The sequence below is a fragment of the Rhodococcus sp. IEGM 1307 genome (assembly GCF_030056915.1).
GTDB lineage: Bacteria > Actinomycetota > Actinomycetes > Mycobacteriales > Mycobacteriaceae > Rhodococcus_F > Rhodococcus_F opacus_D.
This window is the reverse complement of record NZ_JASHKW010000004.1, coordinates 62,972-80,636: the sequence shown is the minus strand read 5'-3', so window position 1 is coordinate 80,636 and position 17,665 is coordinate 62,972. Positions and strand designations below refer to the sequence as shown.

The window sequence follows — 17,665 nt, the reverse complement described above, 5'->3', positions numbered from 1 at the left end:
CGGCTTCAAGCCGGATACGGCGGTCTCCAGGCTCCCTGGGTTTGGATTGCGGACAACCTGCAGCCTCGATAGCCGGTGGGCGTGCGCGATGGTCACCGCGTCAGTGCGCGGAGTCGCCTTTCTTCCGCTTCGGGATCAGGTGCGCGATCAGGACGACGATCGCGCCGACGACGAGCCCGACGAGTGCGGACACCACGGTCCCGGCAGTCCAGGACAGAGCACCGGCGAAGCCGCCGTGCACGAGATCGCCGAACCAGTGTTCGAGATCGTGGAGGCGATCGGCCGGCCAGTGGAATCCTGCCTCGCCGACGTTGACCAGAAGGATGTGGCCGCCGACCCACAGCATCGCGGCGATCCCGACCACGGTGAGCACCGCCATCACCTTCGGCATCGCTGCGACGAGCCCTCGACCGATCCACTGACTGAACGAGGACTCGCGTTGGGCAAGCACCAGGCCCACGTCGTCCATCTTCACGATCAGCGCGACCACGCCGTACACCAGGACGGTGATGAGGATGGCGACGACGAGGAGCACCAACAGCCGAGTGAGGAACGGTTCGTCCTCGACCGACGACAGCGAGATCACCATGATCTCGGCGGACAGGATCAGGTCGGTGCGGATCGCGCCGCTGACCATTGTCTTCTCGAGTTCGGGTCCGCTCTGCCCTTCGGTCGCGCCCTCGCCCTCGTGGTGACCGCCGGTGAGTGCCTCGTAGACCTTCTCGGCTCCCTCGAAGCACAGGAACAGACCACCGGCGATCAGCAGGTACGGCAGTGCCTGGGGCAGGAACTCGCTCAGGATCATCGCCACCGGCAAGATGATCAGGAGTTTGTTGCGGATCGACCCGATCGCGATCTTGCGGATGATGGGCAGTTCGCGATTAGGGGAGAACCCGTGTACGTAGCGGGGGGTGACGGCTGTGTCGTCGACGACCACGCCCGCTGCCTTGACGCTGGCCTTGCCTGCCGCGGCTCCGATGTCGTCGATGGATGCCGCAGCCGCTTTCGCGAGTGCCGCGACGTCGTCCAATAGGGCCACGAGACCACCAGCCACGGGAACCTCCCTCAGTTCGGATGTGCAGAGCCGACCGAATGACACGCGGTCGCGGGTCGACACCGAACGGTACCGAATCCGTGGTCATTCACAACAATGAGATCAACGATGCAGGGCTGACTGGGCCGTGCCGGTGGTGGTCGACTGCGTGCCCACCACTGCAGTCGCTGATACGGCGGGGGGCGCCTTCGAGTGACTGTCGCCGTCGGAGTCGGTGCGTCGTTCTCGTGCGGCGCTCGAGGCGACTCGGAGGGGGTTGGCGAATATGGCGGCGGGGCAGGGGATCACCGCCGTCCCGGCGCAAGCGGAGCTTGCGACTCGAGCATCCGCGCAGCCACGCCATCGAGAAGCTGCAGGTCAACAGTGGCTGTCAGTGACAGCTCGATCGCGGACGCTATCGCTTCCCCTCCAGACGAACCTTGATGGTACTTAGGTTAGGGTTACATGATATCTTTCACGTTCTTCCTCGTGCGCACCTGCTGATCGCTGTCGTTTCGATCGACACCCGCGATCGACGCTCGCGTGGAGTATTGATCCTGGACGAGCAGAAAGTTATGACGAGCGTGAAGATTTCCGTGGGCCGAATCGGTCTCGTGGCCGTCACCGCAGTACTGGCGAGTGCGCTGGTCGCGTGTGGACAATCCGAGGCGGTCGACGACACCGGCGCCGCTGCGACCGGGGAAGGCAGTACGAATTATCCGCTCGTCCTCGACAACTGCGGCGAGACGGTCACCGTCGACGCGCCGCCGCAGCGAGTGGTGTCGCTGGACCAGGGCTCGACCGAGATCATGCTGTCGCTCGGCCTCGCCGACCGAATGGTGGGCACCGCGTCGTGGACGGATCCGGTTCGCGAGAATCTCGCCGGAGCCAACGCATCGGTCCCCAGGCTGGCGGACAACGCACCGACGTACGAGGTCGTCCTCGACGCCGATCCGGACTTCGTGACCGCGTCGTTCGGCCGGCACTTCAAGCAGGGTGGTGTAGCGGAGCGCGCCCGGTTCGAGGAGACCGGAGTCGCGTCGTACCTCTCGCCCACCGACTGCGAGAACGGGGTGAGCATCAACGGCGGCGGCAAGCGCACCACACCTCTGACGATGGACGCGCTCTATCAGGAAATCCGTGAGATCGCGGCCGTGTTCGACGTGAATGAGCGGGGCACGAAACTGGTCGACGAACTGCAGGGCCGCGAGGCCGCTGCGCTCGCCGGCCTCGAGAAGTCGAACGTGTCGATGGCGTTCTGGTTCGCCGACACCAAGAGCCCCTACGTCGCGGGTGGTCTGGGCTCGGCGAGCCTGCTCGCCACCACGGTCGGGGCCACCAACGTGTTCTCGGATCTGACCGACGATTGGCCTGCCGTCGGTTGGGAAACGGTCGTGGAACGCAACCCGGAGGTCCTCGTCCTCGGTGACCTCCTGCGGAACCGCTTCCCCGGAGACCTACTGGCGGACAAGATTGCCTTCCTCGAATCCGATCCCGTGACCCGGAATCTCGACGCGGTGCGCAACCGGCGGTACATCGCACTGCACGGCGCGGAGATGAACCCGTCCATTCGTGCCGTGGACGGCCTCGAGAAGGTCGCCGCGGGCCTTCGCGACCTGAAGGTCCCGTCCTGACCACCACTCTCGGCCGCGCCGATACCGCTGCTGCCGAACCGGTTCGGCGGCGACAGTGGGTCGTCGGGTCACTGATCGTGGGCGGCGGGATCCTCGCGCTCGCACTGTCGATCCTCGTCGCCGTCACCTTGGGCCCGGCGGACGTTTCACTGGTCAACGTCCGCGACGTCCTGCTCAACCACCTCGGTCTCGCGGACATCCCGGTGCGGCTGTCGAAGAACGCGATCGTGTGGGAGGAACGTCTACCCCGCGCATTGGTGGCCGCCGCCTGTGGCGCCGGTCTCGGTCTGTGCGGTGTGATCATGCAGTCGCTGCTGCGGAACCCGCTCGCGGACCCGTTCGTGCTGGGAATCTCGTCGGGTGCGTCGACCGGTGCCGTGATCGTGGGTGTGCTCGGGGTTGGTGGGGCGGCGCTCGGATTGTCCGGCGGCGCATTCATCGGGTCCCTGGTCGCGTTCGGCCTGGTGCTGCTCCTTGCCCGCCTGTCCGGTGGCAACAACGACCGCATCATCCTTGCAGGAGTCGCGAGTACCCAACTGTTCTCCGCGCTCACGTCCTTCTTCATCTTCGCGTTCGCCGACTCCGACGAAACCCGAGGCGTGATGTTCTGGCTGCTCGGATCACTCGAGGGCGTCCGCTGGGACGACGTCACGCTGTGCGCGGTAGTCGTGTTCTGCGGGACGGCGGTGTGTCTGCACTTTGCGTACGTCCTCGACGCCTTCTCCTTCGGTGACGATGTGGCGGCCTCCCTCGGCATCTCCGTCGCGAAGGTCCGTCTCCTACTGCTGGTGGTCACGGCGATCATCACTGCGACCCTGGTCAGCGTCGCCGGCGCGATCGGGTTCGTGGGGCTGGTACTCCCGCATGCGGCGCGGCTCCTGGTGGGGCCCCGGCACAGCAGGCTGATCCCCGCGACGGCGCTGATGGGCGCCGTGTTCATGGTGTGGGTGGACGCCGTCTCCCGCGTCGCGTTCGCGCCCACCCCGTTGCCGGTGGGTGTCGGCACCGCCCTGGTCGGTGTTCCCGCGTTCATCGTCATCCTGTCCCGTCGAAGGAGAACACAGTGACCCTGCGTGCAGACACCGTCACCTGGAACCGTGGCGGCGCACTGGTCGTCGACGGTGTCACGGTGACACCCGAACAGGGTGAGACCGTGGGACTGCTCGGGCCGAACGGCTCCGGGAAGTCCTCACTCCTGCGCCTGCTGAACGGTGTCGTCCGCCCCACCGCCGGTGTCGTGACCCTCGACGGGGACGACCTCGCCGCCGTGCGGCGCAAGGAGATTGCGCGCGCCGTGGCGGTGGTGAGCCAGCACGCCGACACCGACGTCGACATCACGGTCCGCGACGTCGTGCGACTCGGACGTATCCCGCACCGCGGAACCTTCGGCGGCAACCCGACCGCCGACGATGCCGCGGTGGCGGCCGCGCTCGCACACACCGGCCTCACGTCGAAGGCGGACCGGCTGTGGCACAGGCTGTCGGGCGGGGAGAAGCAGCGGGTGCAGATCGCCCGTGCGCTGGCGCAGGAACCACGGGAACTGCTGCTGGACGAGCCGACCAATCACCTCGACATTCACCATCAACTGGAGTTGCTGGCACTCGTCACCCGGCTGCCGGTCACCAGTGTGATCGCCCTGCACGACCTCAACCTCGCCGCCATGTTCTGTGACACGGTGATCGTGTTGAAGGAGGGGCGGGTCGTCGCCGGGGGAACGCCCGCCGAGGTGTTGACCGCCGAGTTGATCGCCCAGGTGTACAACGTCCGGGCTGAGGTTCTCATCGACCAGGCGAAAGGGCGACTGTCCATCCTGTTCGAGCCGGGGCCGATTCCCGTTCCCACGCACTGAGGCCCTGGGGTGTTGTGCTGCGGGTCGACGATCGCGGTGACGTGACCGCGGGTGCTGATGGACGGCGGACGCGCTGGCGGTGGTCGTTCTTCGACGACCTCCATCGAGCGACGCCCACCGTCAGGCTGCTCGTCCTCACCCAGTTGACGTTCAACGTCGGCTTCTTCATGGTCTTGCCCTACTTGTCAGTGCACCTGACCAGCGACCTGAGTCTCGGTGCGGCACTGGTCGGCGTCGTACTCGGCGTTCGCACATTCTCACAGCAGGGACTGTTCTTCGTCGGCGGCACCCTCGCCGACAGGTTCGGTATCAAGCCCGTAGTCCTCGTCGGCTGCGGACTGCGCGTCCTGGGATTTCTCGGCTTGGCGGTCTGTGATTCCCTGACCGGAGTGCTGCTGGCGACGGTTCTGGTCGGATTTGCGGCCGCATTGTTCTCTCCCGCAGTCGAGTCCGCGGTCGCCATCGAGGCCGGCAAGAGCGAGCGTCACGGTGGTCCGCGCCGGGTGGAGACATTCGCACTTCTCTCGGTATGCAATCAAATCGGCTCTTTCACCGGACCACTCGTCGGATCGGTGTTGCTTCTGGCCGATTTCCGCATCGCCTGTCTCGTCGCTGCGGTCATCTTCGTCGTCATCATCGCCGCGCACCTGAAATGGCTTCCGAACGAACCGGGTGAGCACCACGACGAACCATGGCACGGGGGATGGACAGACGTAGTGCACAACAAACTGTTCGTGCTGTTCGCGATCGCCATGAGCACCCAACTGGTCGCCTACAACCAGCTGTACCTCCTGCTCCCTCTCGAAGTCGAACGGATGTGGGGATCGCAAACGGTGCTGGGCTGGTTCTTCGCACTTTCGGCGATCTTCGTCGTGACGGCGCAGTTGCCGATCACCCGCAGGGTTCAGAACCGTTCCCCTCGCGTCGTCCTGCCGATCGGGTTCGCAGTGATGGCGGGGTCGTTCCTCGTCCTCCCGGCAACAGCTCCGCTTCGACTGAGCGGTGTCATCGGTCTGATCCCCGTGGCGGTGTTCGTGCTGCTGCTCGCGCTCGGGCAGATGATCGCGATGCCGCAGGCGCGCGATTTGGTGCCCCGTCTGGCCGCCGAGCGGAGACTGGGTGCCTACTTCGGATTCATGGCGTCACTCGGCGGCATCGGTGTACTCATCGGCTCGGCTGCGCTCGGGGCGTTGATCGACGCTGCCCCCGAGACAGGTTGGGGTGCAGGCATTCCCTGGCTGGCGGCGGCTGCGTTCCCCATTGCCAGCGGATTGTGTCTGCGGACCGTGCTGGCCAGATTGCAGTGAGCCCGATTCCGTCGTGTTGCTTCGACGGATTAGTCCCTCGGCTGCGCCCCGCGACATGCTGATCCTTCTCGTGGCCGCCGGATGCGGCAGCGACGATTCGTCGCAGGACGTGTCTGCCACCGTCCAGGGGGTGTTCACCTATGGCGAGCATGATGCGGGCCTTGGGACCTCCACGAACTGACGGGCCGGCAATCACGCGTAAGTGGGAACTCCAATCACACCTGATTCCGATTTTGCTGCGGTCGCGCACTTCAGGGGAGGATCTACCCACCTACGCCGGCGAGGAGCCGTTAGGCCGCTGCCGGTTTGTGGGGTGACTGCTGCAAAAAGACGTTTAACCAGCGTCTCCTGTCCGTTACCGGCTCTGGGGCGCCTTTCTAGTCGCGGTCGCCAGTCGCTGCATGCATCGGTGCCGAATTCGCAGGATCGTGGACGGGTCGACCGACCGGGCCGCGGGGGTGTCCAGCAAGTGCAGAACCCGGCGGTAGTACTCGTCGAGACTGATGCCGAAGGTCGGTAGTACGTGCTCGTCGCCGCCGTCGTAGGGCGCCCATGTCACGGCGAATGTGAGGATCTCTGTCTGGTAGCCGATCATGTCGATGTCCGTTCTGGTGGGGCTGCCCCGCCCAGCAATTGCTGTGGCCGGCGCTCAGAGGTGTCCTTCCACGAATTGTGCGATGCCGTTGCCGAAGGACCAGTCGTCGCGTGTGTTCGCGAGCACCGAGACGATCACATCGGTTGGCGCCAAACCGGTCTCGGTGTGCAGGCGATCGGCCAGGGCCCGATACATGGCCTTCTTCTGCTCCTGGCTGCGGCCCTGTTGAGCCACCTGCACGACCACGATGTCGTCGGTTCGCTCGAACCCCAGCCCCGTGTCCTCGGCGATGATCTGCCCCGGCTTGTGTTCGGAGATGATCTGGTAGCGGTCTCGGTCCGGTGCGGCGAAGTGCTCGAGCATCACGCCCTGCACTACATCCGCGAGGTGACGAAGCTGCTCAGGAGTACGCCTGTTCTCGATGACGTGGATGTGAACGAGAGGCATGACGTGCTCCTTGATGGTGTGAGGGGTGATCGTGCGGGTGGGGCCTGTGCGGGGTGCGGTCCGAGATCCGCACCCCGCACAGGTGATTGGTGGGCTCTCCGTCTACGAAAGCCTCATGGAAAGGGGCTAGTTGTTCTGGGGGAAGCCGAGGTTGAGGCCGCCGTGGCTGGGGTCGAGCCAGCGGGTGGTGACGACCTTGCCGCGGGTGAAGAAGTGGACGCCTTCGGTGCCGTGGGCGTGGGTGTCGCCGAAGAGGGAGTTCTTCCAGCCCCCGAAGGAGTAGTACGCCATGGGGACGGGGATGGGGACGTTGATGCCGACCATGCCGACCTCGACCTCGTTCTGGAACCGTCGGGCGGCGCCGCCGTCGTTGGTGAAGATGGCGGTGCCGTTGCCGAACTGGCTGGAGTTCACCAGTTCCAGGGCCTCGTCGTAGGAGTCGACGCGGATGACGGAGAGGACGGGTCCGAAGATTTCGTCGGTGTAGACGCTCATGTCGGTGGTGACGTGGTCGATGAGGGTCGGGCCGAGCCAGAATCCGTCCTTGCCGCCGTTCGCCTGCACGGTGCGCCCGTCGACGACGATGGTGGCCCCGTCGTTTTCGCCGGCGTCGATGTAGGAGGCGACCTTGTCGCGGTGCACCTTGGTCACCAGCGGGCCCATGTCGGAATCCTGGGTGCCGTCGCCGATCTTCAACGTGTCGGTGCGGTCTTTGATCTTGGCGACGAGTTCGTCGGCGATGTCGCCGACCGCGACCAGGGCACTGATGGCCATGCAGCGTTCGCCGGCGGAGCCGAAGCCGGCGTTGACCATGGCGTCGGCGGCGAGGTCGAGGTCGGCGTCGGGCAGGACGATGGCGTGGTTCTTCGCCCCACCCAATGCTTGGACGCGTTTGCCGTGGGCGGTGCCGGTGGCGTAGACGTACTGGGCGATGGGGGTGGAGCCGACGAAGCTGATGGCCTTGATGGCGGGGTGGGTGAGGAGTTCGTCGACGGCGGTCTTGTCGCCCTGCAGGACGTTGAAGACGCCGGCCGGCAGGCCGGCTTCGGCCCAGAGTTCGGCCATCCAGATCGCGGCGGTGGGGTCCTTCTCGCTGGGTTTGAGGACGACGGTGTTGCCGGCGGCGATGGCGATGGGGAAGAACCACATCGGGACCATGGCGGGGAAGTTGAACGGGGAGATGATGCCGACCGGGCCGACGGGTTGGCGGAGGGAGGAGACGTCGATGTTGGTGGAGGCGTTTTCGGTCATGCCGCCTTTGAGCAGGTGGGCGATGCCGCAGGCGAATTCGACGACTTCCTGGCCGCGGCTGACTTCGCCGAGGGCGTCGGAGACGACCTTGCCGTGCTCGGCGGTGATGATCTCCGCCAACTCGCCCTTTCGTTCGTTGAGCAGTTCCCGGAATGTGAAGATCACCTGGGTGCGCTTGGCGAGGGAGGTGTCGCGCCAGGCGGGGAACGCGGCGGCGGCGGCGTCGATGACGGCGCGGGCGTCCTCGACGCTGGCGAGGGCGACCTGACCGGTCACGGCACCGGTCGCCGGGTTCGTCACCGGAGCGGTGTTGCCGCTCGTGCCCGTGAACGTCTTGTTGTCGAACCAGTGTGGGATCGCCCGAAGGGTGCTGTCGCTGTGTGTCATGAAGTGGGGTCCTGTCGAATGAGAAGAAGCTGGTGGTCTCGTCGGGAAAGCGGCACGATCGGCATCAGAAGATGGTGTATGCCTTGCGGACGGTTTCGGTGACGTCCCAGCGTCCGGACCATCCCGGAGGCAGGACCACGAAATCGCCGGCCGAGATCTCGACCTTGATGCCGGTCTCGTCGTCGGTGAGTGTGGCCTTGCCTTCGATGATGAAGCAGGTTTCGGTGTTGGGTCGGTCGACGACAGGCCAGCCGCCGGGCTGGCATTCCCAGATTCCGATCTGGGCGTCGGTGCCGCCGTCGACGGGCAGGGTGCGCACCTGCGGGTCGCCGCTGTCGGCACCGGGTCGCTGGCCGGCGGGGGTCAGCTCACCGTTCACGACGGTGGAGGGCAGGTGGATCAGTGAAGCCATGTTCGATGTCTCCAGGAATCGGTCGAGGGGATGTCAGTGGGCGCCGGTGAGCTTTTCCAGCAGCGCGGACACCTTGGACGGTTTGTTGGTGACGCGCTCTTCGAGGTCCGCGGTCGCGGCGGCTCGCAGTCCGGCGTTGACCCCGAACCATCGGAAGGGTTCGACCTCCCATTTGGGGGAGTGGTGGTTGACCACCGGGAGTGAGTTCAGGTCGTCGCGTTTGTCGAGGATGAGGTTGCGCAGGATGCGGCCGGCGAGGTTGCTGGTGGCGACCCCGTCGCCGACATACGGTCCGGCCCAGGCCATTTTGTTGTTCTGGTCGTAACCAACCGAGGGGAACCAGTCGCGCGGAACACCGAGTGGGCCGCCCCACCGGTGGGTGATCGGTACGTCCTTCAGTGTCGGGAAGAACTCGTGCATCGTGTCGATGATCTTCTCGTGAATCTTCTCGTCGACGTCGAACGACGGGTGGACCTTGGACCGGAAGTGGTACGGCGCCCCGCGCCCGCCGAAGACGAGGCGGCCGTCGTTGGTCGGGTGGGCGTAGATCCGCAGGTTCCGCATGTCGTTGAACGCGGTTCGGCCGTCGAGGCCGAGTTCCAGACGGACCTCGTCCGGCAGCGGGGCGGTCGCGACGACGAGCGAGTACAGCGGCGCCACATTGCGCCGGTATTCGGGGAATTCGGGGGTGAACGCTTCGGTGGCGCGGATGACGACGGATGCGGTGACCGACCCGTGCTGCGTCCAGACGATGCCCTTGCCGATCTCGTCGACCGCGGTGTCCTCATAGATGACCCCGCCGCGCTCCTCGACCCAGCCGGCGAGACCGCGCACCAGCTTGTCCGGGTGCAGCAGGGCGCAGTGCTCGGTGTAGATTCCGCCGAGCACACCGGCTGCGTTGACCTTCTCGCGCGCGGCGTCGGCATCGAGCAACTGCCACTGCCCGTGGGTGCCGAACCTCTCGGCGCCATCGACAGTCGCCTTCGCCCGCGCCCATTGCGCCTGGCTGCGGGCAAGGGAGACGAATCCGTCGCGGGAGTATTCGCAGTCGATCTTCTCGGCCGCGACGACGTCGCCGATCTCGCTGACCGTTTCGTTCATCGCCGCCTGCAGATCCAGGGCGGCGCGATGCGAGTACAGCTGTTCGACGCGGCCGAGCGACACCGGGAAGATCGAGGACGCCCACCCGCCGTTGCGTCCCGAGGCGCCGAAGCCGGCGTATTCCCGTTCGAGCAGAACTACTTTCAGCGTCGGGTCGGCCTGCAGCAGATAGTAGGCCGCCCACAGTCCGGTGAACCCGGCACCGACGATCGCCACGTCGGCGGTGATGTTGCCGGGCAGCGTGGGCCGCCGGGATGTGTGCTCTCGGTCTTTGCGCCACAGGGGTGTACCGTCTGCGGCACCTGACACACCGCGCTCCGCGCGGGCGTTACTGACCACCATTTACAGCCTCCAGCCGTTCGTTCGTTCGTGCGTCGAAGTCCAGTGTCGTCTCAGCGTGTGAGCCCCGACATACTCCGGATTTACAGACATATAACTGGCGGCTGTACTTTTGTATGAGGAGGTGAAGGCCGATGATCTCCGTCGATCAGCTGGCCGCGATCCCATCGCTCGGCCTGCGATATCTCGCCGGTGAGAGCGGCGGCGCGAGGCTGGTGACCTGGGCGCATGCCTGTGACCTGCCCGATCCGTGGTTGTGGTTCGAACACGGTGATCTCGTCATGACCACCGGCGGCGGGCTGCCTCACGGCGACACGGAGCAGTCCGAGTGGATGGTGCACCTGATCGACAGCCAGGTCAGCGCCCTGGTGATCGCCCGCGGCCCCGGCACCCCGGATGTCACGCGGGCACTGCTCGAAGTCGCCGAAAGTCGCGGATTCCCCGTGCTCTCGGCAAGTTTCGACCTGCAATTCGTCGCGCTCGCGCGCACCGTCATCGAAAGTGCCGTCGAATCCGAACGACAGCGCCTGTCCACCATCACCCGCCTGTACGACGTGTACTGGCAGGCCCTGCACGCACGCGGCACCTTCGGGGACCGGATCTCCGCGCTCGAAGGGACCACCGGATGGGCTCTCGAGGTCCGCGATCACGGTGCCGGCGGCGAGGTCATTGTCAGCGGACGCCTGGCTCTCCACGAGCGGAGCGGCCACGCGGATCCTGCGGCCGACCACGTCGAAATTCCGATCCCGGGGGCAGGAGAAGTGGTGCTGTCGGCCAGTCCCGGCCGGGTCCCCGTCAACGACCGCCCGCTCCTGCAGCACCTCGGGGGCCTGATTGCCCTCGAACTCGAACATGATGCCGCTCAACGCGACCGTCTCCGTGCGTCCGGGGCGGACTTGCTCGTCGGCCTTCTCGACGAAACCATCACCTTCGCCGCCGTGTGGCCCGAACTGCGCCACCGCGGCATGACCAATGGGGTGGTCGTCGCCTGCTGGAGTACCCCGAACGCCGACCCACTTCGTCACGAGACCATCCACCGGCAGGTCTGTCTGCAGCAGTACGCACCGCTGCTGCTGCCGCGCTCGGCGATACTCATCGCGGTGGTGCCCCGCGATCTCGACCTGCTGGCGACGATCAGCGCCAAGCTCGCTCCGGACTGTGCGGTCGGGGTCAGCAGCACTCTGACCGCCAATTCGAGTGTCGCCGAGGCGGCCCGCCAGGCCCAGCTCGCCGTGGCCCGCGCTCATGAGCAAGACCAGACGGTCAATGTCTACGGCGAAGACATCGACGACGTCGGGTTTCTGCCCCGCAGCATGGAAGACACCCGGAGGTTGGTCCGCACCACCCTCGGCCCGCTCATCGTTCATGACAAGAGCAACGAGGGTGAGCTGGTGACCTCGGTGCGCGTGTTCCTCCGGAACGATGGCGCGTGGCAGAAGAGCGCCGACGAGTTGAAGATCCACCGGCAGACCCTCGTCTACCGGCTGCGCCGCGTCGAGCAACTCACCGGCTTGAAGCCGACCTCCACCGAAGGCTCGGCGATGTTCTGGCTCGCCCTGTCCGGTGCCGAGCGAGCGAAACTCGATCTCGACGAGTTGATCGACTGAATGGAACACCAGATGGGCTGGTCCGTCACGGACCAGCCCATCTGGTGTTCAGGTGCTACCTCGAAGCTCAGGAGCTGATGCTCTCCGTGGCCACCCCGGATGCGTCAGGTCCGCTGTCGTGGGCGGCCGGCGCCACCTGTGTGGAGGCGCGGGTCTTCTTCTTGACGAAGTAGACGATCGTCAGCACCACCCACACCGCGATTCCCTGCATCAGTTCGATCCGATTGGCTTCCCGGAAACCCATGCTGACCAGTACCGCGACGATGGCCACCGTCACCAGGATCGGAAGGCCCGGGTAGAGCCACATCCGGAACTCGAGGGAGCCGGGGTTCTCCTTCTCCCACCGTCGACGCAGGCGCAGCTCGGAGATGCAGATCATGAAGTACACGAACAGGAACACCGCACCGGAGGCGTTGATCAGGAACAGGAACACCGTGTCCGGGAAGATTGCCGCAAGGACCACGCATCCGTAACCGATGACGGTGCACGACAGGATGCCCTTGACCGGCACGCCACGCTTGTTGGTCGAGGTCATCCACGCCGGTGCGTCACCGCGACCGCCCATGACGAACAGCAGCCGGGAGGAGGTGTAGAGCCCGGAGTTGAGGACCGACAGCACCGCCACCAGGATGACAAGGTTGAGCAGGTCCGCTGTGCCGGGGATTCCGATCCGGTCCAGGGCGGCGACGAACGGGGACTCGCCCGGTACTACCGAATCCCACGGCACGATAACCGCGATCAGGAACGTGGAGATGACGAAGAACGCGAGGATACGGAAGACGACGGAGTTGACGGCCTTGCGGATCGCCTTGGCCGGTTCCGCCGACTCGGCGGCGGCGATGGTGACGACCTCGACACCGGTCATGGAGAAGATCACCACGACCACGCCGATGAACAGGGTGGCCAGCCCGTTCGGGAGGAGCCCGCCATGGTCGGTCAGGTTGGAGAAGTCGATGCTCGCGCCGGGCCAGAGCCCGAAGACGAACAGTGCGGCGACCGCAATGAAAGCGACGATAGCGACCACCTTGATGCTCGCGAACCAGTACTCGGCCTCACCGAACGCGCCCACCGAGAGCAGGTTGACCGCGGTCATGATGACCATGAGGGCAGCTGCGATAGCCCACACCGGCAGCGAAGGAATCCATTTGTTGATCATCTGACCGCCGACGACGGCCTCGAATCCGACGACGATGACCCAGAAGTACCAATACAGCCACCCGGTTGAAAATCCTGCCCACTCACCCCACGCCATTCGGGCGTAATCGGTAAAGGAACCGGAACATGGTTTGGCTGCCGCCATTTCGCCGAGCATCCGCATCACCAGCAGCACGATCAGCCCCGTGATGCCGTAGGTGACAAAGGCGAGCGGGCCAGCCTGGTTGATGATCGCACTCGACCCCACGAACAGGCCGGCACCGATGACCCCGCCGAGCGAGAGCATTGTCAGGTGCCGCTGTTTAAGGCCGGGTTTGAGCTGATGGGCCCCGTTCGGAGTCGTACCCATGGCATTCCCTTCATCAGGTGCCCGCGCCCGTCGACTTCGCGGGGCGGGCGGGATAGAGCTTGTGATGGGAGTCACCCTGCTTGCCCGCGGCCGTCCCCGCCATGCGCCAACGGAACAACGCAGAGGTGGGGCCTTCATACATTTTGATGAACCGCTGTCGGGTTTCGGCTCTGACCTGGTCGTCTGGCGCGAGCGCCGCTCCGAGGGCTAGCCCGCCAGGTCGTGAACGTTGTGTTTCCTACTGCTTCCGCGGGCGCCGAGCTGGGGCTATCCGGTCCTGGTGATCAGCCCACTGTGGGTGGTAGCGATGGACCGGAGCATGGCGATCGTGGTCCGAACACGCGCAAGGCGTTGAAGCTCTCGTGGAACGATCAGTCAGTACTTCCGCAACACCGTGACTTCCTCGGCCAGAATCCACTCCAGTGTCAGGTTGGGGTCGCCGATATAGAGGGGAGTGCCGCGACACCGAGCCCGGCTGCGGTAGCCAGCCATTGGCCGGTGATGTTGTTGGTCTGGATCTGGGTGCGGTGACCAGGGAGGACCTCGTTGAAGATGCGAAGTGCGGGGACGTCGAGGAGAGAGTCGATCTCACCGATCAACGCGTGCTCGTGCAGATCGACCCATCATAGTGACTCCCACCGTCGTCAAGCGTCGGCACCAACAGCATTACCACCCAAGAACGAATGCTCAGCCGACACGGCATAGAGATCAGCTACGCCACAGCTGTTCTGCCCTCACTTCAGCCGAACGAACGGCCTTGCTCTCCGCTGCAGTCAGTGCGGTCCGAAGCTGACCCGGTCGGCTTCCCCGGCAGGCTCTCGCTTTCGCCCTCGCCGCCATACCCGATGTGGGAAACACGACGTGTATTCGGCTGTCAGGGGTGGTGTAGCCCGGTGATCTCCTACGCGTCGCGATTTCGGTGATAGCGCGCGCAGCAGCAGCTCACGTCCAACTCGATGACCCGCCTGTTATACCTCGTAACGGACGCCACCCCGCGAGAGAGCACGATCGATAGCTGGTCGTGGTCTTCGAAACAGCGGCTGCACACAAGATTACGGCGCTGGACCGGGCATCGCCCCGGTAATCGACAGCGGCGGGCGACACGCCGGATGAAGCAGGAACTTGTCGACCTGCGGGATGGGCGAGCGCTCGGGGCATCTACTGTATTCCGGGGTAGTCGAGTTTACTTACCTCCGTTATCAGGACTTCGAAAACGTATGATTTCAAAGTTATTGGGCTCAAAGCTTGCCTGAGCAATCGTGCGGGCAGGTTCGGTTCTGCACTCCTGACTCGCCAATGAGAACTGCGCGCCACCTGGTGGTGTCGGTGGCCGTGGGTAGCTTCCCACTAGCGACGAACGAGGCAACCGCAGGGTCGAGTCCCGATCGTGGGTGGGTTGCGTTTCCCCACCTCTGCCGAGACGACGACCACCGCCCGTACCGCTGCCCAGTGTGGAGGGAGGAGCATTCCGGTCGCCTGGGGAGGACGGCGGCGACAATGCCTTCACCTACGAGGAAGTCGCTGTCCCGGTGGGTTCTTCGGCAAACATCGAATCCGAAGAAGAGAACGGCCGCACGACCGTTACGTTCAGTGCGACCGGCCTGGCACGCGACCGTGACTTCGGTGTACATGTGCACACGCAGCCCTGCGGGCCGCAGCCGGCGGATCCAGGGCCGCACTATCAGAACGACGTCGATCCCGCCGCCGGAGGAAAAGCCGTCGGCTGTGTTCGATCACGGCTGGACAGCTGGGGTGATGTGGCTCAACACGCACACCCAACGACCATCTCGTTTCACGAACACGTCCGTTGTCCATTCGTCGGCGTCGAACTGCCTTCCCGCGTAGTGCGCGGTATTCGTCACCCGAGCAGTGAAGACCGCAGTATCGCCGTAGACCCTGACTCGGGCCTCCCCGGCGCGGTCCATGGCCGAATGGGTCAGCTCGCCGGACATAGCATCGCTCACGTGAAGGGCGGTGCGAAGGCGATCTTCAGTACGGCGAGGACATTTTCACTATTGATGTCGATGCCGCGCTCGCTCTCCTGCAGAAGATCCGAGCAATTTGCGGACGACGGCGGAACCGGATGGCCTAGTTTCGCCGGCGAGGGTGTCTCGTACATGATTCGAGACGAAAGGGCGGAAGGGAGGCTCGTCGCGTCCCGTTCTGCCGTCGGGGGTCGAGGGTGGGGACCGTTCGTCCGTTGGTGGCCCGGGGTGGTGTTCTCAGACGGTGTAGCGCAGCAGAGAGACGCCGTTTTCGAAGCCGCGGGCCTGCGCCAGCTGCAGCCTCGGCATCTCGTAGCCGTCGGGGAACAGCCGGCGCCCCCGACCCTGGACGGTGGGGTACACGAACAACCGGTACTCGTCGACCAGGCCGGCGACGATCAGGGCGTGGGTGAGCGTGATGCTGCCTGTGACCACGATGTCGCGGCCCTGCTGCCCTTTGAGTTCCCGGACTCGGGCGATCCAGTCGCCGGTGAGCACGGTCGAGTTCCGCCACTGGGGGTCTGTCATGGTCGAGGAGACGACGTACTTGTGGATCTGGTTCAGCTCGTCGGTGATTCCCGTCTGGTCGTCGGTCTGTTGGGGCCAGTAGCCGCGGAAATCCTCGAACGTCTGCCGACCCAGCAGCATCGCGTCCACGTGCTCGGACTGCCGGCGGGTGGCCTCGAGCAGCTGCGGATCCTGGTCCGCGGGGTCGAACCAGTCGCCGAGCATCTCGATGGAGCCGTCGAGGGTGATGTTCTGGGTGATTGCGAGTGTCCTCATATCAAGTACTGACCCTGCGGCGGCCGAAAAATCATCGCCAACAGGCGCAGCCCCAGCCGTACCGCTGCGATCCATGCACTGACTGTCCTCGACTGCATGGCTGCGCCGGGGGCTTGTCTGACCTCAGGTCGACCAGCATTCCGTGATCTACCACCCATCGGGTCGTCATCTGGATCGGGTGAACGCGGCCTTGGAAGGTTCTTCCACCCTTGCCCGGGCAGTATCTGTCCGCGCGCAAGGCTCCGGCGCGGTAGATGGTTACCGATTCAGGCTCGCTTGAGCCTGAACCTTGTCCAGGTGAGGACCAACCGGCGACAACCCCGACCGCCGGCCCGGCCAGTGGCAGCGTCCACCACATGAGCAGAGAACCGATCTCCAAAACTGGCGATCGACATGCTCTTCGGCACGGCGACGATCGTCAGGGGTGCACATATCCCGCTGAGAGCACTGCCGGCGACACTCGGCCTCGGCTCCGGGCGGGTTTGCGCTTCGAGCAGATGTCGCAGATCTTGTTCACCAACGGCTACCAGGAAGCGGTCTTTGAGAGAGATCAGGAGCAGGCCGACTTCCCGAACGGCTGAAACGGAAACCGGATTACCTGGCTCGCAATTGGCTGGCTGTGTGGTTCACGCCTCGTTCCGGAAAACAGATACGCCTGCCTCCCTGATAGATACGGTTCGACTCGCTGACCCGGATCAGAGCGACGCGGTCCAATGGATAACTGCCGGCCCTGAAGCCTCGTTCGAGATCGGCGTGGTCCAAGGCCGCGTTGCGCAATCCCAACCTTGCCTATCGTCGCTGCGGCTCACCAACGTTTTTGATTGACAGAGTGAGTCGCACTCGTTCTGCTTGAATCTTGGTGCGTCGTGAGTGTGGAACTTCACGAGGATCGTGTCGACCCGCCCAGATCGGGGATGGGTTGGGAGGTTGAAATGTCAGTTCGGGTGAGCTTCCTGATTACCGTGAGAAGCCGCCTGCCGTTACTGTGTGCGTTCGACGGTTGCCCGGGCGAAGAAGGAGACACATGACGGTATCACCGAAGGGTTCGAAAGGTTCGGCGAAAGTGACAACCAAGGAGATTCGTGAGTGGGCGATCGGGGAGGGCCGCGAGGTGTCTTTGCGTGGCCGGATCTCGGCCGAGGTGGAGCAGGCCTTCCATGACGCTCAGACGAAGAAGGTTTCGACAAAAACGGCGCCGGTAAAGAAGACGGCCGCGAAGAAGACAGCCGCAACGAAGACGGCCGCAACGAAGACGGCCGCGCCGAAGGCGGCGGTCAAGAGCGCCGTGAGTAAGGATCCGGCGAAGAAGTCGTCCAGGGAGATTCGTGAGTGGGCGATCGGGGAGGGCCGCGAGGTGTCCTTGCGTGGCAGGATTCCGGCCGAGGTGGAGCAGGCCTTCCATGACGCTCAGACGAAGAAGGTTTCGACAAA

The 17,665-nt window shown here is 64.8% G+C and carries 17 protein-coding genes and 1 pseudogene; 7 read left to right on the top strand and 11 right to left on the bottom strand.

The genetic code is table 11. The features are described from left to right. Positions 1 to 100: 100 nt before the first annotated feature. Positions 101 to 1,054 carry a DUF808 domain-containing protein gene (locus QM841_RS08895; protein ID WP_283331663.1) on the bottom strand — a complete coding sequence of 318 codons (954 nt, stop codon included), beginning with the start codon at positions 1,052 to 1,054 and terminating at the stop codon, positions 101 to 103. A gap of 554 nt (positions 1,055 to 1,608) precedes the next feature. Here QM841_RS08895 and QM841_RS08890 point away from each other — a divergent pair. The 4 genes from QM841_RS08890 (at position 1,609) to QM841_RS08875 (ending at position 5,823) form a co-directional block, all read left to right on the top strand. Next, a complete protein-coding gene (locus tag QM841_RS08890) occupies positions 1,609 to 2,667 on the top strand; it encodes an ABC transporter substrate-binding protein (RefSeq protein ID WP_283331661.1) in 1,059 nt (352 codons plus the stop codon). Between the two features lie 77 nt (positions 2,668 to 2,744). Further along, on the top strand, positions 2,745 to 3,734 hold the full coding sequence (locus QM841_RS08885) for a FecCD family ABC transporter permease (protein ID WP_349307395.1): 990 nt from the start codon (positions 2,745 to 2,747) through the stop codon (positions 3,732 to 3,734). Further along, positions 3,731 to 4,516 carry an ABC transporter ATP-binding protein gene (locus QM841_RS08880; protein WP_283331659.1) on the top strand — a complete coding sequence of 262 codons (786 nt, stop codon included), beginning with the start codon at positions 3,731 to 3,733 and terminating at the stop codon, positions 4,514 to 4,516. Before QM841_RS08885 ends, QM841_RS08880 begins: the two co-directional genes overlap by 4 nt. A 41-nt stretch (positions 4,517 to 4,557) precedes the next feature. Then, positions 4,558 to 5,823, top strand: coding sequence for an MDR family MFS transporter (locus QM841_RS08875; RefSeq protein WP_283331657.1), 1,266 nt, complete (start codon positions 4,558 to 4,560; stop codon positions 5,821 to 5,823). Between the two features lie 355 nt (positions 5,824 to 6,178). On the opposite strand, the gene QM841_RS08870 is transcribed toward QM841_RS08875, so the two are convergent. The 5 genes from QM841_RS08870 to QM841_RS08850 all read right to left on the bottom strand — a co-directional run bounded on the left by QM841_RS08870 (position 6,179) and on the right by QM841_RS08850 (position 10,358). Beyond that, positions 6,179 to 6,418 carry a DUF3263 domain-containing protein gene (locus QM841_RS08870; RefSeq protein ID WP_283331655.1) on the bottom strand — a complete coding sequence of 80 codons (240 nt, stop codon included), beginning with the start codon at positions 6,416 to 6,418 and terminating at the stop codon, positions 6,179 to 6,181. 54 nt (positions 6,419 to 6,472) lie between these two features. Next, positions 6,473 to 6,865 carry a tautomerase family protein gene (locus QM841_RS08865; RefSeq protein WP_283331653.1) on the bottom strand — a complete coding sequence of 131 codons (393 nt, stop codon included), beginning with the start codon at positions 6,863 to 6,865 and terminating at the stop codon, positions 6,473 to 6,475. Positions 6,866 to 6,991: 126 nt separating this feature from the next. Next, positions 6,992 to 8,503, bottom strand: coding sequence for a CoA-acylating methylmalonate-semialdehyde dehydrogenase (locus QM841_RS08860; protein WP_283331651.1), 1,512 nt, complete (start codon positions 8,501 to 8,503; stop codon positions 6,992 to 6,994). A gap of 64 nt (positions 8,504 to 8,567) precedes the next feature. Further along, entirely contained in the window at positions 8,568 to 8,915 is a 348-nt protein-coding gene (locus QM841_RS08855; protein WP_283331649.1) for a cupin domain-containing protein, read from the bottom strand. A gap of 33 nt (positions 8,916 to 8,948) precedes the next feature. Further along, entirely contained in the window at positions 8,949 to 10,358 is a 1,410-nt protein-coding gene (locus tag QM841_RS08850) for an NAD(P)/FAD-dependent oxidoreductase (RefSeq protein ID WP_283331648.1), read from the bottom strand. A gap of 131 nt (positions 10,359 to 10,489) precedes the next feature. Between QM841_RS08850 and QM841_RS08845 the strand changes: the two genes are divergently transcribed. Beyond that, positions 10,490 to 11,962: a PucR family transcriptional regulator gene (locus QM841_RS08845; protein WP_283331647.1), complete on the top strand. Its 1,473-nt coding sequence runs from the start codon at positions 10,490 to 10,492 to the stop codon at positions 11,960 to 11,962. A gap of 67 nt (positions 11,963 to 12,029) precedes the next feature. On the opposite strand, the gene QM841_RS08840 is transcribed toward QM841_RS08845, so the two are convergent. Continuing rightward, the gene (locus QM841_RS08840) at positions 12,030 to 13,466 is read right to left on the bottom strand and encodes an amino acid permease (RefSeq protein WP_283331646.1); all 1,437 of its coding nucleotides are present in this window, start codon (positions 13,464 to 13,466) and stop codon (positions 12,030 to 12,032) included. A 425-nt stretch (positions 13,467 to 13,891) separates the two neighbouring features. Continuing rightward, positions 13,892 to 14,065, bottom strand: coding sequence for a hypothetical protein (locus QM841_RS08835; RefSeq protein WP_283331645.1), 174 nt, complete (start codon positions 14,063 to 14,065; stop codon positions 13,892 to 13,894). 806 nt (positions 14,066 to 14,871) lie between these two features. Here QM841_RS08835 and QM841_RS08830 point away from each other — a divergent pair. Further along, positions 14,872 to 15,172, top strand: a pseudogene (locus QM841_RS08830) (superoxide dismutase family protein); the annotation flags it as partial. Positions 15,173 to 15,199: 27 nt separating this feature from the next. Here QM841_RS08830 and QM841_RS08825 read toward each other — a convergent pair. The 3 genes from QM841_RS08825 to QM841_RS08815 all read right to left on the bottom strand — a co-directional run bounded on the left by QM841_RS08825 (position 15,200) and on the right by QM841_RS08815 (position 16,234). After that, complete coding sequence (locus tag QM841_RS08825; RefSeq protein WP_283331644.1) at positions 15,200 to 15,418, bottom strand: nuclear transport factor 2 family protein; 219 nt, start codon at positions 15,416 to 15,418, stop codon at positions 15,200 to 15,202. Positions 15,419 to 15,426: 8 nt separating this feature from the next. Further along, positions 15,427 to 15,585 carry a hypothetical protein gene (locus QM841_RS08820; protein WP_283331643.1) on the bottom strand — a complete coding sequence of 53 codons (159 nt, stop codon included), beginning with the start codon at positions 15,583 to 15,585 and terminating at the stop codon, positions 15,427 to 15,429. Between the two features lie 103 nt (positions 15,586 to 15,688). Continuing rightward, complete coding sequence (locus QM841_RS08815; protein WP_280782268.1) at positions 15,689 to 16,234, bottom strand: dihydrofolate reductase family protein; 546 nt, start codon at positions 16,232 to 16,234, stop codon at positions 15,689 to 15,691. Between the two features lie 1,024 nt (positions 16,235 to 17,258). Here QM841_RS08815 and QM841_RS08810 point away from each other — a divergent pair. Next, a partial coding sequence (locus QM841_RS08810; protein ID WP_283331642.1) for an Lsr2 family DNA-binding protein occupies positions 17,259 to 17,665 on the top strand: 407 nt, incomplete at its 3' end.